The 24,938-nt window shown below is 42.9% G+C and carries 19 protein-coding genes and 1 pseudogene; 4 read left to right on the top strand and 16 right to left on the bottom strand.

All coding sequences use genetic code 11. The features are described from left to right. Positions 1-132 precede the first annotated feature (132 nt). The 8 genes from FNW02_RS25720 to FNW02_RS25685 all read right to left on the bottom strand — a co-directional run bounded on the left by FNW02_RS25720 (position 133) and on the right by FNW02_RS25685 (position 12,309). Entirely contained in the window at positions 133-1,086 is a 954-nt protein-coding gene (locus FNW02_RS25720; RefSeq protein WP_191760322.1) for a glycosyltransferase family 2 protein, read from the bottom strand. An 18-nt stretch (positions 1,087-1,104) separates the two neighbouring features. Further along, positions 1,105-2,283 carry a glycosyltransferase gene (locus FNW02_RS25715; RefSeq protein ID WP_191760321.1) on the bottom strand — a complete coding sequence of 393 codons (1,179 nt, stop codon included), beginning with the start codon at positions 2,281-2,283 and terminating at the stop codon, positions 1,105-1,107. 27 nt (positions 2,284-2,310) lie between these two features. Next, a complete protein-coding gene (locus tag FNW02_RS25710; RefSeq protein ID WP_191760320.1) occupies positions 2,311-3,738 on the bottom strand; it encodes an O-antigen ligase family protein in 1,428 nt (475 codons plus the stop codon). A gap of 2 nt (positions 3,739-3,740) precedes the next feature. Beyond that, positions 3,741-5,888 carry a GumC family protein gene (locus FNW02_RS25705; protein WP_191760319.1) on the bottom strand — a complete coding sequence of 716 codons (2,148 nt, stop codon included), beginning with the start codon at positions 5,886-5,888 and terminating at the stop codon, positions 3,741-3,743. Positions 5,889-6,039: 151 nt separating this feature from the next. Further along, positions 6,040-7,227 (bottom strand): glycosyltransferase family 4 protein, encoded by a 1,188-nt coding sequence (locus FNW02_RS25700; RefSeq protein ID WP_191760363.1) that lies wholly within the window; start codon positions 7,225-7,227, stop codon positions 6,040-6,042. A 42-nt stretch (positions 7,228-7,269) separates the two neighbouring features. Next, positions 7,270-8,481, bottom strand: coding sequence for a glycosyltransferase (locus FNW02_RS25695; RefSeq protein WP_191760318.1), 1,212 nt, complete (start codon positions 8,479-8,481; stop codon positions 7,270-7,272). 778 nt (positions 8,482-9,259) lie between these two features. After that, positions 9,260-11,872 carry a M1 family metallopeptidase gene (locus FNW02_RS25690; protein ID WP_191760317.1) on the bottom strand — a complete coding sequence of 871 codons (2,613 nt, stop codon included), beginning with the start codon at positions 11,870-11,872 and terminating at the stop codon, positions 9,260-9,262. Between the two features lie 245 nt (positions 11,873-12,117). Continuing rightward, positions 12,118-12,309 (bottom strand): hypothetical protein, encoded by a 192-nt coding sequence (locus FNW02_RS25685; protein WP_191760316.1) that lies wholly within the window; start codon positions 12,307-12,309, stop codon positions 12,118-12,120. Positions 12,310-12,666: 357 nt separating this feature from the next. On the opposite strand from FNW02_RS25685, the gene FNW02_RS25680 reads away from it, so the two are divergent. Continuing rightward, positions 12,667-14,355: a DUF3352 domain-containing protein gene (locus FNW02_RS25680; RefSeq protein WP_191760315.1), complete on the top strand. Its 1,689-nt coding sequence runs from the start codon at positions 12,667-12,669 to the stop codon at positions 14,353-14,355. A gap of 56 nt (positions 14,356-14,411) precedes the next feature. Here FNW02_RS25680 and mscL read toward each other — a convergent pair whose 3' ends face one another. Further along, positions 14,412-14,843, bottom strand: coding sequence for a large conductance mechanosensitive channel protein MscL (gene mscL / locus FNW02_RS25675; RefSeq protein ID WP_191760314.1), 432 nt, complete (start codon positions 14,841-14,843; stop codon positions 14,412-14,414). A 302-nt stretch (positions 14,844-15,145) separates the two neighbouring features. On the opposite strand from mscL, the gene FNW02_RS25670 reads away from it, so the two are divergent. The 3 genes and pseudogenes from FNW02_RS25670 (at position 15,146) to FNW02_RS25660 (ending at position 17,669) form a co-directional block, all read left to right on the top strand. Beyond that, on the top strand, positions 15,146-16,069 hold the full coding sequence (locus FNW02_RS25670) for a class I SAM-dependent methyltransferase (RefSeq protein ID WP_191760313.1): 924 nt from the start codon (positions 15,146-15,148) through the stop codon (positions 16,067-16,069). Continuing rightward, positions 16,062-17,054 (top strand): PrsW family glutamic-type intramembrane protease, encoded by a 993-nt coding sequence (locus FNW02_RS25665; RefSeq protein WP_191760312.1) that lies wholly within the window; start codon positions 16,062-16,064, stop codon positions 17,052-17,054. Before FNW02_RS25670 ends, FNW02_RS25665 begins: the two co-directional genes overlap by 8 nt. Positions 17,055-17,086: 32 nt before the next feature. Beyond that, positions 17,087-17,669: pseudogene (locus FNW02_RS25660) on the top strand (Uma2 family endonuclease). A gap of 95 nt (positions 17,670-17,764) precedes the next feature. Here FNW02_RS25660 and FNW02_RS25655 read toward each other — a convergent pair. From FNW02_RS25655 to FNW02_RS25625, 7 genes are all read right to left on the bottom strand, one after another. Further along, the gene (locus FNW02_RS25655; RefSeq protein WP_191760311.1) at positions 17,765-18,637 is read right to left on the bottom strand and encodes a 6-carboxytetrahydropterin synthase; all 873 of its coding nucleotides are present in this window, start codon (positions 18,635-18,637) and stop codon (positions 17,765-17,767) included. A 124-nt stretch (positions 18,638-18,761) separates the two neighbouring features. Beyond that, positions 18,762-19,451, bottom strand: coding sequence for a J domain-containing protein (locus FNW02_RS25650; RefSeq protein WP_191760310.1), 690 nt, complete (start codon positions 19,449-19,451; stop codon positions 18,762-18,764). Between the two features lie 15 nt (positions 19,452-19,466). After that, positions 19,467-20,429 carry a cysteine synthase A gene (gene cysK / locus FNW02_RS25645; RefSeq protein ID WP_191760309.1) on the bottom strand — a complete coding sequence of 321 codons (963 nt, stop codon included), beginning with the start codon at positions 20,427-20,429 and terminating at the stop codon, positions 19,467-19,469. Between the two features lie 78 nt (positions 20,430-20,507). Further along, entirely contained in the window at positions 20,508-20,945 is a 438-nt protein-coding gene (locus FNW02_RS25640; RefSeq protein WP_191760308.1) for an Rrf2 family transcriptional regulator, read from the bottom strand. Between the two features lie 261 nt (positions 20,946-21,206). Then, on the bottom strand, positions 21,207-22,943 hold the full coding sequence (locus FNW02_RS25635) for an iron uptake porin (RefSeq protein ID WP_191760307.1): 1,737 nt from the start codon (positions 22,941-22,943) through the stop codon (positions 21,207-21,209). A gap of 374 nt (positions 22,944-23,317) precedes the next feature. Continuing rightward, positions 23,318-23,599 (bottom strand): 4a-hydroxytetrahydrobiopterin dehydratase, encoded by a 282-nt coding sequence (locus FNW02_RS25630; RefSeq protein WP_191760306.1) that lies wholly within the window; start codon positions 23,597-23,599, stop codon positions 23,318-23,320. Between the two features lie 962 nt (positions 23,600-24,561). After that, positions 24,562-24,938, bottom strand: a 377-nt coding sequence (locus FNW02_RS25625) for a photosynthetic reaction center family protein (protein WP_461824391.1), incomplete at its 5' end; no start/stop codon positions are given.

The following is a 24,938-nucleotide window of genomic DNA, read 5'->3' as shown; positions in this document are numbered from 1 at the left end:
AAGGAAGTAGAAAAATGAGCATCGCAGACTTTGAAGCATTTATTTGACTCAAACGTAGCCTTCAAATCTTAACCAGCAGACGATCACCATAGCTCAAATCCAACCTATAGCGATCGCCTTTTTTCGAGAAGCTCACTGTGCGATAATTGATACAAATCGCCGACGCAGGGCGTAGATTAGTGCCAGTACTCTGTTAAAACCATCAGCGCCTAAACATTGCATAATTGCGATCGCTACACTGAGACGAATACATCCAGAAGAGTAGCGTAGCTGCGGATAATAAGCGATCGCTTGGGTGCGAAAATATATTGCCTGTTGGCGATCGCCATTTTGTATTGCTTTCCAAGCTAAATAGATACTCGCATAACCATAGCTGCGGTTTTTTAAATACATTAGCTCCTGTGAAACTGATTGAAATAATTTCTCAATCATTCCAAAACCTTGTTCTAACATCTGCCAGTTTTTTGTGGCATTATTTTGATGCTGTCGATAGCAAACTAGAGGTTCTTTAATTACAGCAAAAGGATAGCGAGCAGCAATCCGAACCCACATATCCCAGTCTTGAGAGTAGCGTAAGTTCCGATCAAATTCACCAACAGTTTTCAGGCAATCATTGCGGACTATGACAGAAGAAGTAACTATAGTATTTTGCCTCAGTAATTGTTTTAAAGCATCTCCTTCTGCATTGGATTTCATGACTCTACCTGAAGACCGACTTTGCCAATCAATTAACAACATATTCGTATGTACCAAGCCTACTGTTGGGTTATCTTCTAGATAACGCACTTGTTTTTCTAGCTTAGTTGGCTTCCACAGATCATCAGCATCTAAAAATGCTATATACTCACCTTGTGCCTGAGCAATTCCTGTGTTGCGTGCCACGGAAGCACCCTGATTGGGTTGTACAATTAATTTAACTCGTGAATCTATTAAATCATTTGCCCATTGCCCAATATTGTCTGTACTACCATCATCAATAACTAACACCTCAAAATCTATAAAAGTCTGCCTCAAAACACTTTTTAAAGTTTCCGGCAGATAAGTCATTGCATTGTAGGCGGGAATAATCACAGAAACTTTTGGCATACTATCAAGCTCATAAAACTAAGATTTTTTAGACTGAAGAATTGTCTTTAAAATGACATCGCGGTAGCGCAAAGCAACAGCGTCCCAGCTAAAACGCGAGCCAATCCGTCTTGCTTTCTGCTGCCAATTTCCACTCAAAACTTTGGCAATAGCAGCAGCATAGCTATCTATATCTGTGACATCACAGAGAATTCCACCATCTGCAACAACATAGCGACGCATTTCATCGTCTGTGGCCACTACTGGTAAACCACTAGCCATTGCTTCCAGATAAGAAAGAGCACATGGTTCATTAATAGAAGGTAGAGTGAATGCATTTGCACTGCGATAAACTTTAGGCATTTGCTCAGCAGGAAAAGTTTTGATGGCAAAGCGATCGCTTCCTAATAATTTCTCACCTAAAGATTGAAAATATGCTCGGTCAGGGCCATCTCCACAAATCAGAAAACTGACTTGCGGTAAACAAGCAACTGCCTGCATTGCTAGTTCAACTCGCTTGTGTCCGTTACGATTGAGAGAAGCTACACATAAAACCAGAGGTTTGTTTAAACCCAAGGCCATCTTTTCGCCTTCAGGTGTAAAGCGGTTAGTATCTACACCGTTGAGAATAATGCTGGTAGCTTGGGAAGGTTGTAAAGTCCGCGCAAAATCAGCCATCGTTTCTGAAAAGACTACAAGATGATCCGGCTGAAATAGCAAGTTGCGTGCAAGCGATCGGCCTTGATTTAGCAATCCAGTATGTTCGGTATAAACAATCGGCGTACCAATTAGGGCACGCACAAAAGCTGCCATTGCTAAACCTCCGTAATCATTACAAGGAAAAATCAGATCGGCTGGGTGTTGTAGCAATCGCATAGCACAAGGCAAAAAACTAGTCAGGTGTTCAATAACGATGTCAGGATGAGGAGAAAACCGTCTCATTACAGAAGCGATCGACAAATAATTGAGAATCTGACGTGCCTTTGTGCGAGGAATACCACCAGCCGGATAATAAAAAGGGCTACAGGGTGCGCCTGCTAATAATTCCACTTCAAAGTCAGCATTGAGGCTACGAGCAAGCTCAATGGCAAATATTTCTGAGCCACCACTCCAGTTAACCCCTGCACTTGGATGCACCAAAACTACCCGATAAGGTCGTTGATGTCGTCGTGCTGTTAGTTGGGTGTGATTGCTAGAGTCAATCAAGCGCTGGGTCATTTTGCGTATGTGATTGCTATAGAGGTCTTACTCAGCCACAGAGTTGTCCAGAAGCTTTGGTTGATTCCAGTCCCAAGCAGTAATTGCAAACAAAGTCCACCAGTAAAAAAAGAAAGTTGTGTGAGTCCAAATATTCTCAGTAATCATGCCGACCATTATGGACAAAAGCATCGCTAACAACACCCAACACAGCTTTTGCTGAGCTATGTTCCGGGAAGTGCGCTGGAGTAACTTAATGAAATGTGTAACTTGAGTACCGAGAAAGGCTAGAAAAACTAAAAGACCTATAACTCCACTTTCTGCTAGAGCCATTAGATAATCGTTATGAGCATAATTCTTGTAAATAGTTAAATGGCGGCTAGTCGCCAGACCATAACCAAAGATTGGAGACTGCTCCCAAGCCTTTAGTAGATAACTCCACTGTGATAATCGCCAGTTAAAACTGTTGTAATCTCCCTGAGCTAAAAGAATCGCTCGTGATATATCCATATCTGAATTGAATAGCGGTGTTTGAGCTAGGGAACTAAGGCGCTGTTGTCCAAACTCTGTACTGGCAAATAGGGCTATGACTATACCAAATAACAATGCTCCACCAATCAGATTAATCATGCTTAATCTTGGTGCAATTAAAACCAGAATAAAAATACCCAGGATCATCAAGCCAAACAGGGCTTTAGTACTCACATAAAAAAAGCAGAGTAAGCCAAGTAACACTAGCCAAGGCCAACGCTGCTGCGACTGACTTAGCTTCCAATAAGTTAAACCGATGAACAGCAACAGAAAAGTTACAAAGGTATTAGAAAGACCAAGAGTACCGTTAATCCGGGAAATCTCTCCCAGAATTGGGTCTTGAGTTCCTCGGAGTATAGCTGGTAGGAGCGAAACGGGAAGGATCGTCTGCATCAATGCTGCCGTTAAGGGGATGACGAGAGCAAAAAATAATGCAGAGATAATCTTTTGCGGATGGACTCGATCTTTAAGCTGCATTACCAGCAAGTAGACCATCAGCCAGGAAAAAAGACGCACCCACTCGCGGACGCCATCTCGCCAAACACCAGTGTGATGCCACTGTCCTCCCAGAGGTATGAGTATTACCCATAAACCCTGTAGGGCTACCCAGCCTGCAAACAACCACCAGAAACGATCAGTACGGACTGGCCGACCAACCAGTAATGTTGCTACCACATAAAGTAAAGTCAGGATATTAATACCAATAGCAAACGCTGCTGGTATTTGCTGATCAGAGAAAGGATCGAGAGCGCTACGGACAATTAATAGACCAATAACCGCTTGCTCAAATCTGGTAAAGAAGTAGAAAACTAATGGTATTGCGATCGCCACTAGACCCAAGTAAGCAGGACGAACGCTGGCAAGAAAGCCCGCAAATATACCAATCCCCAGACCTGCCAACACAATCCATGTCATCAAAAAACTTGCGCGTTGATTAGTCAACATCGTCATTTAGACCTCGAACCGTTAAACGCATTGACAGTACTCCCTAAACTGGTTAAACGTTTGAGAGGTCGGGAGAAATAGCGGTAAGACTTTTCAGTTTGATCTGTTGTACCATTGACCACCACTCCCAGAATCGATGTGCGATTTTGTGTAAGCTCTGAAATGGCTTTTTGCAGTGATTCCTTAAGTGTGAAACTGGGACGTGTAACTAGCATGATGCCGTCGCTGTACCGACTTAAAGTAGCAGCATCAGCACTGGCGCTAAGTGAAGGAGTATCTATAATCACAAAATCGTATTTAGCGGTAGCTTCTGCTATCAGTGACTTCATTGCATCTGACTCTAGTAATTGCGAGGGGCGTTCATACAGTTCACCACAAGTTAATACTGAAAGATTTTTGATATGATTTATTGGTTGTGCTGCCTCTAATAAAGATTGACGCCCGTCAAGCACATCGGTAATTCCTGGCTTTGGAGCTAAGTTGAATAGTTTATGTTGCATGGGGCGATGCAAGTCTGCATCCACTATCAATGTCCGCCGAGATAACATGGCACAGACAGCAGCTAAGTGCGAAACCACTATTGATTTACCTTCACCGGATTGAGTGCTACTAATTACAATGCTCCGCAATTTCTTAGAACTACGAAACTCTAAGGTTTTCAGCAGCATCCGGTAAGGCTCAACCAAAGAAATATCATCCAGGAAGCTTTCTGAGCCTTGCAGGCTAAGCATTGATTCGGGTAGGGTGGGTAATGCTCCTAGTAAGGGTGTTTTCAGTAGTTCCTCGGCTTCTGAAGCATCGTGAAGTGTGTTATCCATCACCTCCAACAGCAGTACAACAATAATGGCTAAAATAGTTGCCAATACGGTGGCCAACACCAATACGATCGCCCGGTTGGGAGAAGTGGCAGAAGTCGCTGGTTTCGCCTCTTCGATAATTCGGATGTTGCCAATTAGCTGGGCTTCCGCAATCCGTGCTTCTTCTAATTTGCTTTGCAACAATTTTAGGGATGCGGCTGCTTCTTCCCGTTGGCGAGTGAGTGCAGTCAGTGGTTGCTGTTGAATTGGCAGTTGTGCTAAGCGAGCCTGGAGGTTAGCTTTCACAGACTGGACAACTCGTAGCTTATTTGCCACTGTCAAACGTTCAATCTCATTATTAATCAGTTCAGAAGTGAGATTCTGACTCAGAGAATCGGATGCGATCGTGCTGGGGGAAATGGCTGAATTTCCAGGTGAGAGGCGAGCTAATTCCTTCGTGTACAAAGCACGGACATCTCGCTGATTCTCAAGCAGTGTGATTACAGTGGGATGGTTCTCTGTAAAGCGCAAACGAGCATCGATGAGTTGCGTCCCTAAGTCTGCCAATTTGGCGCGTAACTTCTGGAGTTGTTCATCTTGACCACCGCGTACAGCGGCATAAGCATTGTTGAGATTTGTGGTGGAGGTAATTTGTCGTAGAGATGCACCACGCGATCGCGCCCCTTGAAGTTGACCAGCTAAAGTTCGCTCCTGATCCTCCAGATTGGCTAAACTATTGACTAAACTTTTACTTTGGTCTTCAAACGAGACAATACCACTAGCTTGTCTATATCTGTTTTCTACAACTTCTGCTTGTTGCAGTCGTAGCCGAGCTGTTGGTACTTCTTTTGCCAAGAAATTCCGTACGCTTGCAGCTTCTTTGCGGATCTGTTCTGCACTTTCCTCAACCATTGTCTGGGAAACAGCATTGACAAGTTTTGCGGCCAGAATTGGGTCTTGAGCTTGGTAGCTTAGAACCAAAATATTCGTAGCTGGGACGATTTTCACTCGCAAATCTTTACTGAATTGCTTAATTGTCCGCTGGTTTTGAGGCTCAGGAAAAACCTTCGCTAGCGATCGCTCTAAAACAGGTTGTGATTTGACTAATTCTGCTGCATCGGCCAAGGGGCTAGGGCCACCAGGGATACCCACAGGCACTTGAGTAAGGTCACGTCCTAGATCGGAAACACTCACCCTCTTGTCATCTAGCATTAGTCGTGCTGATGTTTGATACATACGTGGGGCAAAGGTTAGATAGACAACTGCACCCCCAATTACAGCAGCAAATGTAGCTAAAGCTGGCAAACTTCGCCGCTTTAAAACTGCTGGTAAAGATGAAAAGCCTTTCTCCATTACATATACCTTGATGATTGGGCATTAGCGACAAATGGGTAGGGGCACGGCACTGCCGTGCCCCTACGAAGAATTTATGTGTCGCAAACATTATTTGAATTGGTATCATTAGTCATTGGTTAATCGTCCTTTGCAGTTAACAAATGACAACCTATTTTTTGCCGAGAAACCCAACAAGTCTGCTATTAGGTTCTGATATACCTTCCGGCTCAGATGAATTCAGAATTGTTGTGTATAGTTTTAAGGTTTCAGAAGTAATGTGATCCCAACTATATTGAAGCTGCACATATTTTTGTGCATTCTTAGCCATTGCCGCCATTTCAGTAGGATGATTAATCGCCCAGTCTAGAGAAGTAATACAAGAGTCTAGGTTTCCTGCTGTAAAAAGCATTCCCTGGCGATCGCTAATTAATTGTTGGTGAGCTGGGATGTTGCTTGCCAGAACGGGTATACCTTCGCGCATCGCCTCTAACATTGCCAGAGGTAGTCCTTCCACATCAGAAGGTAAGACAAATAATCCTGCTCCCCGGACGATTTCCCAGAGACGAGAACGCTGGAGTTCACCCGCGAATAAGATATCTCGATCATTAGCGACTGTTTCTAATAGTTTTGCCGCAAAGGATTTAGTATCGCTGACACCTCCAGCTAGAACAAGTTTCCATCCAGCTGGTTTCAAGGCACGAAAGGCCTCAATGAGTAAGTCTGGACGCTTTTCTGGTACTAGTCTGCCCAAAAATAAAATGTAGCGCCCCTTTGTTAAACCGAGGGATGTACCGTAAGAAAAGTTGGGGTCTGATGCACTATAGCTGGCGGGAGCGTTGGGGATGTAGACTGTATCCCGCTCATAGGTTTGGAGAAAGTAAGATTTGAGGTCTTTTGACACCACAATCAGCCCGTGGGCATAGCGCACTGCTGCTTTCTCCCCCGTCAGAATCAGGCGACTGGACAAATTGCCCCATTTGGCGCGTTGCCAGTCTAATCCCTGACAGCTAACTACAACCTTTGCAGAAGTGGTAATTTTGGGTAAACAAGTAAATAGAGATGGGCCTAGAGCGTGAAAATGAACGATATCATATTGCTGGACACAAGAAGCGATCGCTCCTAATGCTGAAGTCATCAAAGCATCAAGACCACGTAAACGCCAATCTGGTAAAGAGATGACTCGCACACCCCAATAATCATAGTGGTCAAACCAAGAACAGTTGGTATAAGAAGACCGGGCGAATAAATCAACACAATGACCCTGCGCGGCCATACGGGGATACACTTCTGCACAATAATGCTCAATTCCTCCTTGTTTGGGAGGCAAACCTTTCGCACCAATGACGGCTATTTTCATGGCATCAGTTCTTTTCTCAAAATGGTTCATCTAGTCTAGTTATTAGCTAAGAGCCGAGTTGCTAGGCAGTTCCCAACGACTTAGCATCTTGCTATAAAAACCCTGGATAACAGTGCGGGCGGCGTAGGGCTGTGCAGTTCCTACACAAGAAGCAGTTGGATAGTTTTCAGGATGCAGTATTATTTGGCGTAAGGCATCTGCTATACACTCTGGTGTTCGTTGTTCACAAACAACCCCACTGTCAGCAGCTAACAATTTTGGGGTTTCACCGCATCTAGTTGTCACTACTGGCGTCCCACTGGCTAGCGCTTCCAAAACTACCAATGGTAAGCCTTCATAAGCACTACTGAGAGCAAAGATATTGCAAATACGATGTAACTTTGCCAGCTCCTCTATCGCCACTGCTCCCAACATCGTCACTCGACCAGACAATCCCAACCGACCAATTTCCGCACGTATTTCCGTCGCTAATTCCCCATCACCCACTATCAAAAGATGAGTCTGCGGTTGATTCAAAGCAGCAAACCCACGTACTAACAGCACCGGATCTTTTTGCGGATGCAGCCGACCTGCAAACAAAATAAAACGTGTTTCTTCATCCAAACCCAGCTTGAGAGCTAGTTCGCGCCGATAGGTTTGCCGTTGTGCCTGACTCAAGGGGTAAAAAATTTCGTTGTCAAACGAATTTTTGATGTATGCAACACGGTCTTGCACCAGGGGATAACGCTGTTTGTAAAATTCTGCTGCATCGGTATTGCATGAAAGAATTTGGCTAAACTGGCGAACTAATAAACTTTCTAGAGCAAAATATGCTGCGGGAAATTTTCGCCACAAAATCGCCTTTTGATCACCCGCAGCTTGCATCTGCGTGTGAATATCATTATGGATAAACAGAGTTTTTTCTCCATGCCAATTCCAGGCTGCCAAGCTTGGTTCTAGTCTATGAAAGTGCATAAAATCTGAGGACAAGCAACGTCCTAAAAGGGCAGCCGTATACTTGAGCGTGGTAGGTATCAGACTCCTGAAATTATCATTTTTCAAGAAAAATAAAGGGAGAAAGCTAATTTCTCTACCTGCTAGTTCTGCTGCTTGCCACTTCAGAGTAGGCTGATTTTCATCTCCTGTTCCGACAAGACGCACTTCAAATTCGTTGGGTGCGTACTTGATAAAAGTCTTAATTAGTGTCTGAATTCCTCCAATACTGGTGTTCCAAGGATTGAATTGGTAAAAAATTGTTAGAACCGGTTTACGCATTAATAACAACCCTACAAAACTTGCGTGCAAACACTCTGCAAACACTCAGATGTATTTCCATTAACAACGTGAGTTCGATAAGCAAAATAGCTTTCAAACTTTTGTCAAATCTTCTTTAGCGTTGACGTAAACGCGTATTGCAAAGCACAACCCTTACTCTAAGGAGAACCCGTAGACCAACAGATACTTGCTTCAACTCTAAAAGAGCAACGCAGTATCTAACCAAGGGAAACTTTTTGATAAGTAGGGTAATGACTTGTGGTGTGGTCAGACATCACACATTTTCTAGTCAATAAATTAACTTATTGACATTAATGTGCGATCTAATTTAGGAATTCTTTTCAGACAAGCCTTTTGGCTTTGATTCGTCGAACTCACGTTCAATAAAGACCGAGATAATCTTTGTTGTATCTACATCGGAATCTAATTACCTCTTCAATTTGTTGTATTTCTAAAGATAGATACTAGATCGGTGTTCTAGTCAACTGAGTTACAAATTTATCGGTGTTGATCGGTGTTTATCTGTGATTAATCAATTCTTTGTGTACCTTACTCAAGTGAGAACTGCTATATACAGAACAATAAATACTTCACTACGAACAAAAGTTTTATTTGAAATTTTTTAATTATTTATACTTATTTAAAAGATTTAATTCAACAAGTACAAAATTAATTTTAATTAGATAAAGTATAGCTATAGTAATTGGTAAAAATGGTAAAAAATTACCAATTACCAAATAGCTACTGTTAATTACGCTTATATACTTATGATGTCGTGCTACTTAGATTTGGCTTCTAAGTTTTCTAAGCGACTTCTAAGTTCCTGGTTTTGTTGTTTAAGTTGGTCAAATTCCTCACGCAACTGACGCAGCGTTTGTTCTGAACCAATGTTCTTTTGCACCTTGGAAATCTCTTCTTCAGCATAGCGACGTACACGTCCATCAGCTGTTTGTTCGGCTAGTGATCGCAAAATTCCAGACGCTTTAGGAGTTTCCATTTGTCCTAATCCTGCGGCTACAGCCACTTGCGTTAAAAAGAAGGTTTCCTTGGCGAGTTCTGATAATCTTTCTAAAATCCGTTCCAAATTGACCGGACTTTGACCTCCAGAAATCTTTCCTAAAGCGCGAATTGCAGCTAGACGTAAAGGTTGCGGTACGCCAAGTTTGGTGTATTCTATCAGCAAATTTAAAGCTGCTTCCGAGGTTTTGAATTCAGCTAAGCCAGCGATCGCTCCACTCCGCACTACTTCATTCCAACCCGCTTTTTCTTCTAAAACTGATTTCAGCAGCTTTAGCACTTTGTCTTCCTTGGGTTTTTCTTCCAAGTTAGCAGATGCGTAGGCGAAGCCCGTCGCAGACATCGCTCCAATACTACGAGATGCCATTGCTTCTACGTAGTAACTGGGATCGCCCTTCTGCAACAGGTTTTTCACAGCTTTATAGCTTTCAGCAGTTTTGATTTGAGCAAGTGCTTCCACCACAGCTCGCCGCACGATTGCATTTTGATCTTTCAACCCAGGAATTAACCCATCAAAGGCTTGGTCTAACTTAATTTGTGCCAATTGTTTAGCTACTTCAACCCGCACACCCCACAATGGGTCATTTTTTAATGATGCAGACAATGCCTTCGTTGCTTCTAACCCACCTTTTTTAGCTAAAGCTTCTGCTGCATAGATGCGAGAAATCGGGTTGGGATCAAGTTCTAACTGTACCTTTAACTCCGGTACTGGATACTCCAAAGATACTGTTTTCAGGTAGTTATTCTCAACATCAAAACTGATAAATTGGGGTTTGTTTTCTAGTGGAAAGTAGAAGCTTTGTTCACGTTCATTCACTCGCACCGTAAAAGTTTTTAGGTTCACAGCTTCTTGCTGTTGGGTGTAGCCAAAACCTATAGGAATTCTCAGATCAAATAAATCCTTACTACTATTTTGATCTGCTGTCGCTTGAGTTTGAGTTACTGTAACTTTTGCTAAGTTAGCATCTCCATCCCAAGAATAACCAACTTTAAAATCGGGATGACCACCACGATAAACGTATTGATCAAAAAGAAACAACAGATTACGTCCGGTTGCTTTTTCTATTGCCCTGAGTAAGTCTATTGTTTCTACAGTTTTGTGAGCATTATCTTGGACGAATGTTTGGATTGCTTGCCAAAATAATTCATCTCCTAATTCAGCCCGAATCATGTGATAAACACAAGAGCCTTTTTCGTAGATGTGGCGATCGTAAAGCTCAATGGCTTCTCGGTAAACGTGCGTTACCATTGGACGGCGGTAGCGGCTGCTATCTTCACTAAGGTAACGACGAGCTTCTAATAAACGATAGTAAGCTGCTTCTTGTAGGCTATATTCGTGTTCTGTCCACATCACTTCAGAGTAAGAAGCCATTCCTTCTTTTATCCAAGCATGAGACCAATGCTTGATCACCACCAAATCACCAAACCACTGGTGTGCGAGTTCGTGAACGACTAAACTTTCTGTATTGCGGTTATCTAAGGCGGCGCGTTCATCTAACAAGCATCTATCTGTGAGTAGAGTTGCAGAGGTATTTTCCATTCCGCCAAAGATGAAGTCATCGACACAAACTTGGGCATATTTCGGAAAAGCATAGGGATAACCATACTTTTCACTCAAGAATTCAATCATGCGGGGAGTTTTGCCCATGCTGCGTTTGGCATCTTCCTCGCGTCCTTTTTCCACGTAATAGGTAACGGGTTTACCCTTCCACTCATCCCGAATTTCAGCAAAGTCTCCTACTGCTAGAGTCATCAAGTAGGTAGGATGAACTTGCTGTTGTGACCAATGGTAGATTTTATCGTTACCATCGTCCTCGGTGTCAATAAGTTCGCCGTTAGAAATGGCAATGAGAGGTTTAGGAACGCGGACGCGAATTTCTGAAGTTGACAGTTGTCCTGGGTAGTCAAAGCAAGGAAACCAGTAGCGAGAGTCTTCATCTTCTCCTTGAGTCCAGACTTGGGTGGGCTTGTTCGGGTAATGCTTGTCTGGTTGAATAAAGTAAATACCGCGTTGCGGTTTTGCTACTGAGTAGGCGATCGCAATTAACAAGCGTTTATCAATTTGCGTCGTCTCAGAAAGTCTGATGGAAAGCTGCTCTCCATCGTAATCAAAATTTTGCTGCACTTCGTCTACCTGCACAGATTCGATATTCAGGTTGACAGCATCCAAAGTTAAACGCTCAATCCCATTACGGATTGGCAAGAGACGAATGCTACAATTACCGTGGTAGCTTTGGTTAGGAATATCCAAGCTAAGATCTAAAAAAATATGCTCTACTTGTCCGGGGCGATCAGGGTTGTAGTGTGGTCTTGCTCCCGGTAACTCAAAAGATTTGTGTCCGTTATTCTCTGTATCAAAATAAGACTGCGACATTGATCCTTACTGACCTACCTTGTAATCCTGAAAAGTCTGGCTGGATGTAATTAAGAACAATAGCTGTTATTGGGTGTATTTCTCAAATCAACAGGGCGTGTGAGGGTAAAAACTCTTCGCTGGGGTTGGGGGATTTGAATCAATCTCTCCCGAAGCTCCCATGTATGATAACAAGACGTTTCTCTAACCAATTAAGGCGTAGCTTGCTTCTTTGCAGGATTACGCGTCTACAGAGAAACCCTCTGTTACAAAGTTGAGCCAATCGCTTGGGCGGGTTCCCCAACTTGTGCATTAGCGTAGCGGTAGCGACGCAGGAGCGTCACTGGCGTCTGTTCGTCCTTCTTTACAAGACGCTTAGAGCGACTGTGCGTAGCGTCGGAAACCTCTGCTTTAACCAGAGCGCTCCGCTCAGACTTCTCTCCATATCCCTCCCACATTTACTTTTCCTGATGTAAGCTGTTATTTTGCACTTTTGTGTAATCGGGTCAAGAATTTCTTGCACCTCGATAAATTTTTATTAAGTACAAATGTTCCTAAGTATGCTTATAACTTAGGATAACTTGCCGCTGTTGAGCGTGCTATTTTTTTTGAGATGAACAACATATCATTTGCGGATTCGCTTCTCATCCCATTGAAGTATTTTTTAGAGTAATTCCATACTGCTAGTTTGTAGGACTACTAATTTTATCAGTAAATACCGATCAATTAGTAGAAATTATTAATAAATCAGAAAACTCTCCAATAACGCTTGTATAAATGTCGGTGACAATTTGAGGAAAAGAGGATAACAAAAAATGCCTGAAAGTAAATCAAAGTTTTTAATTCCTGCTGTTGGTGCTGCTGTAGTTGTGGCAGGAAGTGTAGCAGCTTATATGTATTTTAAAGGCCCGTTAGGGGATAGCTCTGGCGCTCTGGGCAGCGCTAAAGTGATACCTTCAACAGCATTATTCGCAACTTATATTACCACTGATCCTCAAGCTTGGGCAAAGTTACAGCAGTTTGGCACTCCAGAAGCACAAAAGTTAGTGGCAAAAGGTCTGGAAGACTTTAATAAGAGTGTGTTCAGTGACAGTAATATTTCCTATGAAAAAGACATTAAGCCTTGGGTTGGTGGTGTAATGATTGCTGTGCTGCCACCAAATCCAACTAAACCAGCGCAGCAAAAAGTACCTTCTGGCGCACCTAATACACCAATAAACATACAGCAGGAACCCAATATCCTGATGGTCGTAGGTATTAAAGACAAACTCAGTGCCTTGAATTTTGCTAATAAATTAAAGGAACAAAAAGGGGTCAAAATCCAGGAATCTGACTATCAAGGTCAAAAAATTACAGAAACTATAGAAAATGGCAAACCGACATATAGTGTTGTTTTGAATAATAGCCATGTAGCATTTTCTCCCGAAAGACAAGCTGTAGAAAAGGCAATCGACACCTTTAAAGGACAGCCATCCTTTGCGAGTAAAGAAGGCGCAAGTAGCATTATTGCCAAAAGTGTGGATGTCAAAAACACGCTGGCCCAAATCTATGTGCCTGACTATGCAGGCATGGTACAGCAATTGCTAGCTACAAATCCGCAGGCGACAAAGTTACCACCACAAACCCTGACACAACTAAAGCAGGTGAAATCTATGGTAGCGGGTGTTGGAGTTGATGATGGAGGAGTGCGGGTAAAAGCGATCGCCAATTTAGATCCGCAGCTGAGCAAATTCCAATATCAAACAACTCCCGCGACGATAGTGGGACAATTTCCCGCTGAGACTTTTGCTTTAGTTAGCGGACAGGGTATCAGTCAAGGCTGGCAAACGCTAGTAGAGCAGTCAAAAGATTACCCGGAATTTAAGCAAGTAGTTGAACAGGCGCGTGGACAACTCAAACAAGTGAATATTGACCTTGATAGAGAGGTTTTCGGGTGGATGAATGGGGAATTTGGCTTCGGTGCGATTCCCTCTAATCAAGGTGTGTTGGCGAGTGTTGGTTTTGGGGGAGCTTTAGTATTTGATACCAGCGATCGCAAAACGGCAGAAGGCACTTTCACAAAATTGGATACCCTCGCCAAAACACAACAAATCAATATCACCAAAAGAAATATCGCTGGTAAAGACGTCACTGAATGGCAGATCCCCCAACAAGGAGCTTTATTAGCGCATGGTTGGCTGGATCAAGATACCTTGTTTGTGGCTATTGGTGGCCCTGTTGCTGAAGCAGTAGCAGATCGTAAGAGTCAACCTCTCGACAGTAGCGACACCTTCAAAACTATTACTGGTTCTTTGCAAAAACCCAACGGTGGCTATTTCTACCTGGACATGGATAGAACTGTGTCCCTAGTAAATCGTTTCGCGGCACAAGGTCAACCTATCCCGCCTGAAGCCAATGCTATCCTGAGTTCTATTCGTGGTCTTGGTGTTACTGCTACTAGCCCCGATAAATCCACTAGTGAATTAGAGATGTTGTTAGCTCTTAAACCGAATACAACAAAGTAGAAGAATTAGGGATTAGGTATTGAGTATTAATATTCTTCTCAATCCCCAATCCCCACTTACAAGACTTGATTATTCCGAGATTCCAAGGTTTGGGTCAGCCTATCCAACGCGCCAGTTAGTCTTTCCTGAGCTACAAGATTAGGGTCTGGTGGGGAGTTATCAGCGACTTCTTCTTGTCTTTTGAATCTTTGTAAGGCTTGAATTGCTAAAAATAAAATTAAAGCAATGACTAAAAAGTCAACTATTGCACCGAGAAACTTCCCGATAGCGATTCCTGGCCCAATAGTGATTGTTCTCCAGTCTTTACCACTTAAACTCACCAAAGGGTTAATCAATGGCATAATCACATCTTCAACAAAAGAGGTGATTATCTTGCCAAAGGCAGTACCAATAATGACAGCGATCGCTAAGTCAACTACATTGCCTTTTAGGGCAAATTCTTGAAAATCTCTTAAAAAGCCACTTACTCTTCTTCTTGCTCTTGCCATAATTTTCTATCGAGAAGTTGATAGTAGTTTTCTTTTAAATGACACCTGAGCTTTTGCCATCTCCGTTGAGATAGATTTTGCTAAGTATCGAAATTTTACCAGTCTTAAATAAATTTCTCTGATAAAAATAAATTAAATACCAGTATTACTTGCATCTTCCAAGAATCTTGGTAATTTGCATATGTCAAGTTTCTGTGATAATCAGGGGAGACAGACTGTCGTTATATAATTAAATTTGCTTCTAGACTGGTTTGCAGCAAGTATGTCATAAGTAGAAAAGGCTATTCAACGCAAACTGACTTATGACCGCTGCTGTAAATACTGCCCCTGGCTTAGCTTCCCGCTTGGTGAATGCCATACTGGCAATTAAGCCTTTAGCTAACCTGGCCAAGCATCAAGCTAGACAAATGATGATTAAACGCGCTGAGAAAATCGGCGTGCCTTGGACGCGAGAAGTTGAAACACTACAGGCACGTGATTGGAAAACTGATCTAGCTCAAGTACAAAATCCTCTACTTTCCTATCCCGATTACTACCTCACTTCATTCCATGCCTATGAAACCGGAAATCTCAACTGGCAAGCTGCTTTTGAGGTAGAGTCAGCCGCTCACGCTGTCCACGCTAAAATTTGGCAAGGTACTGAAGCGCAAGGCGATTTAATGCTGCGCCAAAGTTACCACAATATTCTCAAAAGCCAAATTCCTAACGAGCCACAAGATATTTTAGATGTAGGGTGCAGTGTCGGCTTAAGTACCTTCGCCCTACAAGCAGTTTATCCTCACGCTCAAATCACAGGCTTAGATTTATCTCCCTACTTCTTAGCCGTTGCTCACTACCGCGCCCAACAACGTCAATCTAAAATAATTAACTGGGTTCATGCCAAAGCTGAATCTAGTGGACTACCAGATAACTCTTTTGATCTAGTCTCTATTTTCTTGATGTGCCATGAATTACCCCAGTCAGCAACCCGACAGATTTTTGCTGAAATGCGGCGAGTGTTGCGTCCAGGTGGCTACTTGGCAATTATGGACATGAATCCCAAGTCTGAAATTTACAAGAAAATGCCAGCATACATTTTGACATTGCTCAAAAGTACTGAACCATACTTAGATGAATATTTCACTTTGGACATTGAGCAAGCTATTGTTGAGGCGGGTTTCCAAGTTCCTACTATCATTGGCAACAGTCCCCGTCATCGCACAGTAATTGCTCAGGTGAGTGGTTGATTTCTTCCTACTACTGTGGGCAGTAATGCCCCCAATACTGCTGCTGGGCTACTACTATTGTCGTGTCCCAAATGCCCCACCTTTGTTACGCTTGCTATTGTTCTTTATAATTGGGGCGATATCTGGTTTCTGTGCTCTCAGTCTCGAATGGATTTTTGAAACTGTATTCAACTGGCTTGTAGACTGGCAGCACCAGGGATGTTTCGTAACAAGGCGCTGCACATTTGGGCTGGTTGGTGTAGCCTTGCGGCAGCTTGTGGAAATAGGGCCAATTGAAGAAGGTTGCAAGTTGATAGGGGTTGTAGTTCCAACCTGCTATCTGCAACGTAGGTATCGATTACTCCCTGCTACCATTTTTCTCTTCACCATAGCTGTTGCTCTCGGATTCACCGCCCAAGAGAACTGGATTTACCTTTTCCACGGCACAGCATCAATTCTTGACCGTAGCATCGGCACGCCAGTCCACGCTATGTTTTCTGCTCCTTGGGGATATGCCCTGGGAATATATATTTCCTCCAGGATACGTTTGCATCGACATAAGAAGCTTGTTCTTTGGGCTTGGCTTAATGCTGTAATCTGTCATGCCCTAGTCAATGTCCTATCTAGTGCTTGGCGTTACTCACCACCCTTACGTTACCTTAGCTATGGTTTATTTCCGTTGCTGCTGTGGATGTTTTGGCGACTGGAGCAATTACTGCAAAAAGTGCAAGGCAAACCCCCTATTACCTTGATATCAGGTTATACACCCCAGCATCGTTACTGGCAACGAGGTTTAGTGATGTTTGCTCTTATACTGGGTGGAAATGCTATTTTTGGGCTGTTTATCTTAGCAAGACAACTTAGCCCTTTGCGTTTGTCGCAGCTTTTTGATACTGAGATAATGTGGTTTATGCTTAGAAAAATTTCGCTAAATCTCATTTTCGGAATTCTAGCCTGGATAATTTATCGTTATTTGCGACATTCCGCACGTCGTCGATATTTTTGAAATATTATTTAGAAAAATGCTAGGGGGTTTTTATGCAAACAACTCCAGTGCGTTGGACGACTGCCGACTTAGAGCTATTTGCAGGCGATTCTCGTTCCGAGACACTTCGTGAACGCAGAAATCGCTATGAGATTATTGATGGAGAATTATTTGTGACTAAAGCGCCTCACTGGGATCATCAGGCGACATGCATCAATGTTGGTACATTTCTTAAAATTTGGTCAGATGAAATGTGGTCTAGGTAAGGCTGCGATTGCCCCAGGAATTATTTTCTCAGATGCCGACAATGTGATCCCTGATGTGGTGTGGGCGAGTTATGAACGCTTAGAACGCTTGCTAGATGAGGCTGGACACCTGATGGGCGCACCAGAGTTAGTAGTAGAAGTTCTGTCGCCCGGTGAAAAAAACGAAAAACGTGACAGGGAATCAAAGTTAAAGCTTTACTCGGTGCAAGGGGGTCAAGAATATTGGATTTGCGATGGCATACAGAAGAAAGTTGAGGTTTATCGTTGTGAACAGGCTGCCTTAAAACTAGCAGTTACTTTATTTAGCCAGGATGAATTGACAAGTCCTTTGCTACCTGGTTTCAACTGCTTGGTGAGTAAACTTTTCTAGCCTTGAATTCTTTTCGTTTGAGGCTGGCAAACTAAAGCAATGAAATACTAGTAAATAATAGGTAATGGTAAAAATAATTACCTATTACCAATTACTTAAACTTTTGCCAAAACAGGCTCATTCATGACGTTATTGACTAAATTGGATTCTGACTCAGTACAGTATATTTCGCAGGAGTTATTGGGACTTTCAATCAGTTTAACTTTGTAAAGCTTGGCTCCCAATTCCTGAATAGGCGATCGCAGTAAATTACTAATGTAAAGTGCAATATTCTCAGCAGTGGGCACGACCTCGGCAAAGTAAGCAATATCTTTATTTAAAAAGGTGTGATCGAACGGCTCAAGCACATGATCTTCTATCACCTGATTCAGAGCACCTAAGTCAACAATCATGCCAGTGCGCGGATCAATTTCCCCTTTCACAGTGACTTCTAAATGGTAGTTGTGTCCGTGACCGTGAGGACGGGCACACTTCCCGTAAATCTCAGTGTTTTCTTCGTTACTGAGTTTGGGGTGAGCCAGCCGATGGGCGGCGCTAAAGTGAGTGCTAATGGTCAGGTAGGCTTCCATTCCGTTTCCCATATAATCTGCCCAAAGTTCAGGATGTTCAAATAACTGTACACGGACTAAAGGCAAGTGGGGTGATAGTCGCTGCCAAATAACCCGTGCAATATTCTCAGTGGTGGGTAAAGTTTGTTGAAATTCTGTCCACACATCGTTGAGATAAAAGAAGTCCAATTGGCTAGTAACTTCCCGTTTAATTACGTGTTTCACGTCGGACAAGTTCAGCACCATGCCATATTTGTCTAATTCCCCGGCTAGGGAGATAAATAATACATAGTTATGTCCATGTCCGGGAAATCTAGAGCAAGCACCAAATTTTTCAATATTCTCGGCTTCACTTAGTTCTGGCAACCAATAGCGATGACTTGCTGAAAACTGAGCACGGCGATTAACAATGCATTGCATGAGTATACTGAGAGCAAAAATTAAAATTTCTTAACCTTTCACTGCTTCCAGCATAAACTAATTTTTGTTTACTTTGTCATCAGTCATTAGCAAAGGACAAACGACTAATGACAAATGACATTAACTATTCAACCGATGCTTGCGCCTCACAATGCAATCTTTCAGCTATGCGGAATAGCTCTAGACCTGTGTGTAAATAACGATCATCGTAGCTCAAAGGGAAGTAAGCTAACTCTTCTAACCCATCTCCTACTTGACTGAGGCTGTAGTAGAGGTGAGCTGCTACTCTTGCTAAACTAGGAGGATTCGGTAGGGAGCGAAGAGTCATTTGTGCCTGCTTGAACTCATCTCGGCAAGTTTGTAAGTATTCCTGAAATTCTTCTAGTAACTCATCATCAAAGGGATCAGCAGCTAATTGCTCCATTTGTTCCTCTAGTGAATAGAGAATGCTACAAAGCAGGCGATTGACTGGTTGATAAACTCGGCGCAGCCATTCATCAACTTGTTCGTCAGCATCCCGTCCGGTTTGCCGTGTTGCTTTGTAACGCTTTTGAGCAGAAGCAGTACGCTGTTGGCGATCGCTATTTACTTTTTGAGAGCCATTTCGTAGTTGTTGGTCATAATTGAGACGATTATGAGTATCGCCTAAGACTTCATACGCGGCATTGATGTGGATAATCCGCTCGTTATCCGCTGTTTCCTGATTACTGTCAGGATGAAATAATTTTACCAAGCGGCGATAAGCTTGCTTAATCTCCGCTTGGCTGGCATTTTGACTAACTTTGAGTGTTTCGTAGTGGTTAGAATCGGCCATTCATCTAATTTATCGTTAGCTGACGCTAGCTGCTACCCTTGCCTCTAGGTCTTGGAACAATGGTGTACTTAGATATCTCTCTCCAAAACTGGGCTGAATCATCACAATTAAGCGTCCTTTGTTTTCTTGACGCTGGGCAACTTGAATCGCCGCACACAAGGCGGCTCCACTGGAAATACCAGATAGTAGTCCTTCTTCTCTTGCCAAACGCCGACCAAATGCGATCGCTTCTTCATCGGTGACGGTAATCACTTCATCAATCAATTTTATCTTGAGTACTTGGGGAATAAACCCAGCGCCAATTCCTTGAATTTTGTGTGGCCCAGGTCGTCCGCCAGACAATACTGGACTATTGGCCGGTTCAACGGCGATCGCCTGAAAACTCGGCTTGCGTGTTTTAATTACTTCTGCTACACCAGTGATCGTACCACCTGTTCCGACCCCCGCCACAATTATATCAACCTGTCCATCAGTATCTTCCCAGATTTCCTCAGCTGTAGTTTCTCGATGCACTTTTACATTTGCTGGATTACGGAACTGTTGCAACATATAAGCATTCGGCATACTGTCAACTATCTCCTGTGCCCGCCGAATTGCCCCACTCATCCCCTCAGCACCCGGTGTTAGTTCTAGTTCAGCTCCATAGGCCCGCAACATTGCCCGTCGCTCTCCACTCATCGTCTCTGGCATTGTCAAAACTAATCGATAACCCTTAGCTGCTGCTGCCATTGCTAGGGCAATTCCTGTATTTCCAGAGGTGGGTTCCACCAAAACCGTCTTGCGAGGAGTTATTAGCCCCTCTTCCTCGGCAGTATTAATCATACTTACTCCAATCCGGTCTTTAACTGATGCGGATGGATTCAGACTTTCTAGTTTCACCAAAATTTGAGCAACACACCCTTCTGCTTCAGGAATGCGGTTCAATTGCACTAGAGGTGTACGACCAACGAGTTCTGTGATGTTACGAGCAATTCGCATAATTAGTCCTTAGTTATTAGTAAATATTTATTAGTCAGTTGTTTTTGCTCTCTTGGTCATTAGTTAAACAACTAATGACTAAATGTAATACATGATATCTAGTTGCCGACGTGATTCTCGTTTTTCACAGAGATCTTGAAGTGTATAGTTTTGCAACACTGCGTTCGCAGCCTGAGATGCTTCTAGCCAGATTTCTTCTATAACAGAACTGTCTATAGTTTTAGTATTAGTATCTTCTTCATTCGTTCCCATATCCAAACCTTCCAAACAGCCTAAAATCTCTAAAAGTTTTATTCTTCGAGGTTCTCGCGTCAAAAAATAACCGCCTTTTGACCCGCGTTGACTTTTAACTATACCTCCACGCCTCAAAGTTGCTAGTAGCTGTTCCAAATAGCGATCGGGTATGTTTTGTTGTGCTGCAATTTGTCGAATTTGCAGTGGTTCGCCACTTTCGTAATGAGAAGCCATTTCTAACAGGGCAAGAATGGCGTATTCAGATTTACACGATAGTTCCACAGGCAGCAATTAAGTTAAGAATTAGTAGTTAGAATTTTACGCGCTATAAACTTGATCCTGCTCACCTCTATCAAAAAAGCTTGTTTAGAAAAAGTTTGTTACGACGTGAGTTAGGAGTTTTGAATTTTCAACTTATAACTCCTTCTTTTTCCAGTATACTCCGGTTCCCCGCTAGGGTTTGTTGCCGTTCCTAAAAACAAAAAACCCCGCCTGATGGCGGGGAGCAATAGGATTTAAAATTGCAAGTTAGTTTTCAACACTCTAGAAGGTAAAGGTTGTTCTGAGTGTACCGATAATTGCATCATCGTTATCGCTGTTTTGACCAGGCGAAGTCAGATAAATAACGCCAGGAGTGATTGAAACGTTATCCGACACACGATATTTGTAGAAGCCTTCAATTTGATATGGTACATCGCCACCACCAAAACCTGGGCGGTTGAGAGCATAAGGTTGTGCGCCTGCGAAGACACCCAATACGTTACCTCTCTTACCAAAATCAGATAAGGCAACTCCAGCACCGTAAGTCCAAGATTCAAAATCATCACCCGCACCGGAACCTACTACATCGGTGTAGGCTACAAAGCCACTGACAGACAGTTTGTCGCTTGGTCTAAACGCCGCTGACAGACCGTAGGAGTTACTGGAAGATGAGTTAGCCAAGGTGTTGGCTTGTTGAGTACCTACTACACCAAGGGGAACACCACCAGCGTTAGTCAGATTCAGACCAGAATCAAATAGAGCACTACCTGCGCCATTATATCCATGAACATAGGTGGCTGCTAAAGCTAAGCGATCGCCAACACTAAAGTTCAACTGACCTAGAGCTGCATAGTCACCGTTGAATACACCTTGACTTGCACCAGGAGCATTGGCTTCTGATGACAAGTAACCCACTGTAACTGAACTGGGTCTTAGAATACCGCCACCTTGACCAAAAGGTATGTTAAGTGCTACACCTGCGCCACCACCAATCCGATAGATGGGGCTTTCAGAAGAAAAGGCAGATAAAGCGCCATTACCACCGTCAGTTTTGTCAAAAAAGTATGGGTTGTTTACAGCAGCATAATGGCTGTGTCGTCCTCCGGCAGCTGCGAGGTAAACCTGAGCTGGGCCTATGGGTACTTCATAGGTCAGTCTGTCTATATCAACGCTGTTGTCACCAGTACTACCGATTTGGAAAGTTTGAGCGCCTTCAGAACTGGGAATAGGGTTTCCGGCAGTATCTTGGATTGCAAAGGCTTGTGAATTACCAGCCGCAAGACGGGTGGTCAAAACGTCTCTACCAGTGAAACTGGTTTGCAAGCCTAAACGTACTCTGTTTTGGAAGACGGTGTTGTTAGCATCACCAGTTCCATCACCAAAAGCATCACTAACAGCAAAAATAGCTTCACCAACTAGCTTGGTGGTAGTAGAGAACTGATTTGCTTCCAATTCAGCGGTACGCGCTTCTAAGGAATCGACACGACCGCGTAGGGTTGCCAGTTCTGCGGAGAATTCTTCTTGTAACCGCTGTAAAGTGGCTAAGTCTTGTTTAGTTACCAAGTCAGCTGTTGCTGTGGCAATTAATTCATTAACCCGATCCAAACAGGCATTTAAACCAGCGGCAAATTCATAACGGGTCAGAGCACGATTACCGCGATAAGTGCCATTGGGATAACCCGCAATACAACCATAGCGCTCAACTAAGGACTGCAATGCTTGGAATGCCCAATCGGTAGGTTGTACGTCGGAAAACTGAGAAACCGATGTTACCTGAGCCTGGGTACTGTTCTTGTTGCCTTCGTTACTGTAGCGGTTAACTTGATCTAAAACGTTGGCATCATTAGCTGTTTGAGCCAACAACTCTGGTTGTTGAGCAAGCGTGGTTACGCTTGGTTGCTCAGCTGGTGATACTTCATTGGTGGTATTTGGAGCCGCAATTGCTGTTGTTGAAACTAACAATGTTGCTCCCAAAACTGCTGGACTAACCACTAATGATTTCCATAAGAGATTAGACATCTTTCCTTTTCTCCTCACACCTTGTATAGATAATTGCCTTTGTTGCACCTAATTCTCAAAAATGCGACATCTCATTGAAACCTGTGGATGAAGCATAGTTGCCATTACTACAATTTTAGTTTTTGCAAAGCTAATAACTGATTAACTTATCGTTAAAAATTTATGCAATTAACTTATGCAAAAACATATCTTTATATCATAACATTATAAAACACCTGATTGGGATGGCAAGATAGGAGCGATCGCATTGATAACTGTCACACATAAGTTATCTATATATCTAAGCAGGGAGTAAGGTTTTGGGCATTTACTAATCCCTATTTAGATAAACCGCTAAAGGCTTTAGACACTTGGCAGCTTGCAAGAGAAATTACTTAGTTGATTTGGGAAATTACCTCTGCTATATCAAAATCCTTCTGCGTCAACCCACCTGCATCATGTGTCGTGAGTGTAATCTTCACTTTGTTGTAAGAAATTTCTATATCTGGATGATGTCCCGCAGACTCAGCCGGTTCCACCAGCTTATTTACAAACTCAATTGCTTGGATAAAATCCTTAAATTTGCGGGTAGTCTGCAACTTGGACTTTTCAACTATCCAATCTGACAGAGCGCTTGCCTGTTCTTGGATTTCAGCCTCAGAAAGTAGTTTTGCCATATTAAAAGTCCCTCGTTTAAGCTAATCAGCATTCAAGTTACATATTCACTTAAGAGTCAGGAGTCAGAAGCAAAAAGAAAAATACTCCTAACTCTTGACTTACTAAGTTTTCCAAAGTGCAAGTTGGATGCACATCTGCTTATAGCTTTATCACTTCTTACGCTTTATTTGGCGAAACTCCTCTCATCACTTTATATAAATAAGGTATGTGAGGATCGAGTAACTAAATAATGTATCTATATCTATATTCAAGTTTGTCCAAGGACATGGACACTTTTGTTCACGCCTAGTAAATTACCAAGGATTGATGAAGATATTTTTTTGTTAATAAATACTTTAACGTCACTTGCATCTAAGCTTTCAAGAGCAAGGATTGATAAATTAAAAGTCACCCATAAAAAACTATCCGCTCTGAATTAGATTAGGAAATCTAATTCAGAGCGGTCTAGCGGGTCTTCAGGTTGCAACCAGACTGCCGGAAGGAACTCCGAGCTTGCCTAGCTACTTGAGCTAACTTAGTCTCTCAAGATGACTAAGGCTTGCTTTTAGAGAACAGCCCCGGCACACAGCCGGCTAACTGCAACCTGATGACCCATGCATTTACTACTTTCAATCATGGGCATCACCTCCTTGTTGCCTAAGCGGTCTTAGTTTCAAAAAGGCAGAGCGTTGTTGCTCTGAGCTTGTAATCTTTATTTAAGATAACACATAAATTTAGAGATATTAACCATAAATAGAAAAACCCCCACCTTTTGGTGGAGGAGTACTAAGTAATGGATAATTTTGGCACTTTTCTGGCTTTTGCCTAGGATATTTTGGGAAGCAATGGTTGCGCTTTTCACAATTTTTTGCTTCAACTATAACTAACCGCAGGCTTTACATTCTCTGATTAGTGCTAGATTTCCTCAAACCATAGCCCTTAATCAGAATCATGGTCACTTTTAATTTGTTTCTGATCATTCTTAGAGAGCGTTACCGCGAGGTAGAACTTCCTCAGGGAATACAAATTGTTCGTGAGGTTGATCTTGAGGAGCCATCCAAGCGCGGATGCCCTCATTCAGCAAAATGTTTTTGGTATAGAAAGTTTCAAACTCTGGGTCTTCTGCTGCTCGCAATTCTTGGGAAACGAAGTCATAAGCCCGTAGGTTGAGTGCCAAACCGACGATGCCGACGGCGCTCATCCACAAGCCTGTAACTGGCACAAACAGCATGAAGAAGTGCAGCCAGCGCTTGTTGGAGAAGGCAATCCCGAATATCTGTGACCAGAAACGGTTTGCCGTCACCATTGAGTAGGTTTCTTCTGATTGGGTGGGATTGAAGGCGCGGAAGGTGTTTGCTC

Origin of the sequence: Komarekiella delphini-convector SJRDD-AB1 (assembly GCF_014831675.1) — a bacterium.
GTDB lineage: Bacteria > Cyanobacteriota > Cyanobacteriia > Cyanobacteriales > Nostocaceae > Komarekiella.
This window is presented reverse-complemented; position numbering and strand designations above follow the sequence as displayed.

Excerpts from the sequence above, each read along its gene's own strand:
- mscL (WP_191760314.1), bottom strand. The coding sequence starts at position 14,843 with ATGGCAAGAGCAAGAAGAAGAGTAAGTGGCTTTTTAAGAGATTTTCAA.
- FNW02_RS25650 (WP_191760310.1), bottom strand. The coding sequence starts at position 19,451 with ATGGCCGATTCTAACCACTACGAAACACTCAAAGTTAGTCAAAATGCC.
- FNW02_RS25680 (WP_191760315.1), top strand. The coding sequence starts at position 12,667 with ATGCCTGAAAGTAAATCAAAGTTTTTAATTCCTGCTGTTGGTGCTGCT.
- FNW02_RS25685 (WP_191760316.1), bottom strand. The coding sequence starts at position 12,309 with ATGTGGGAGGGATATGGAGAGAAGTCTGAGCGGAGCGCTCTGGTTAAA.
- FNW02_RS25695 (WP_191760318.1), bottom strand. The coding sequence starts at position 8,481 with ATGCGTAAACCGGTTCTAACAATTTTTTACCAATTCAATCCTTGGAAC.
- FNW02_RS25630 (WP_191760306.1), bottom strand. The coding sequence starts at position 23,599 with ATGGCAAAACTACTTTCTGAGGCTGAAATCCAAGAACAGGCAAGCGCT.
- cysK (WP_191760309.1), bottom strand. The coding sequence starts at position 20,429 with ATGCGAATTGCTCGTAACATCACAGAACTCGTTGGTCGTACACCTCTA.
- FNW02_RS25720 (WP_191760322.1), bottom strand. The coding sequence starts at position 1,086 with ATGCCAAAAGTTTCTGTGATTATTCCCGCCTACAATGCAATGACTTAT.
- FNW02_RS25635 (WP_191760307.1), bottom strand. The coding sequence starts at position 22,943 with ATGTCTAATCTCTTATGGAAATCATTAGTGGTTAGTCCAGCAGTTTTG.
- FNW02_RS25655 (WP_191760311.1), bottom strand. The coding sequence starts at position 18,637 with ATGCAATGCATTGTTAATCGCCGTGCTCAGTTTTCAGCAAGTCATCGC.
- FNW02_RS25705 (WP_191760319.1), bottom strand. The coding sequence starts at position 5,888 with ATGGAGAAAGGCTTTTCATCTTTACCAGCAGTTTTAAAGCGGCGAAGT.
- FNW02_RS25700 (WP_191760363.1), bottom strand. The coding sequence starts at position 7,227 with ATGAAAATAGCCGTCATTGGTGCGAAAGGTTTGCCTCCCAAACAAGGA.
- FNW02_RS25715 (WP_191760321.1), bottom strand. The coding sequence starts at position 2,283 with ATGACCCAGCGCTTGATTGACTCTAGCAATCACACCCAACTAACAGCA.
- FNW02_RS25710 (WP_191760320.1), bottom strand. The coding sequence starts at position 3,738 with ATGTTGACTAATCAACGCGCAAGTTTTTTGATGACATGGATTGTGTTG.
- FNW02_RS25670 (WP_191760313.1), top strand. The coding sequence starts at position 15,146 with ATGACCGCTGCTGTAAATACTGCCCCTGGCTTAGCTTCCCGCTTGGTG.
- FNW02_RS25690 (WP_191760317.1), bottom strand. The coding sequence starts at position 11,872 with ATGTCGCAGTCTTATTTTGATACAGAGAATAACGGACACAAATCTTTT.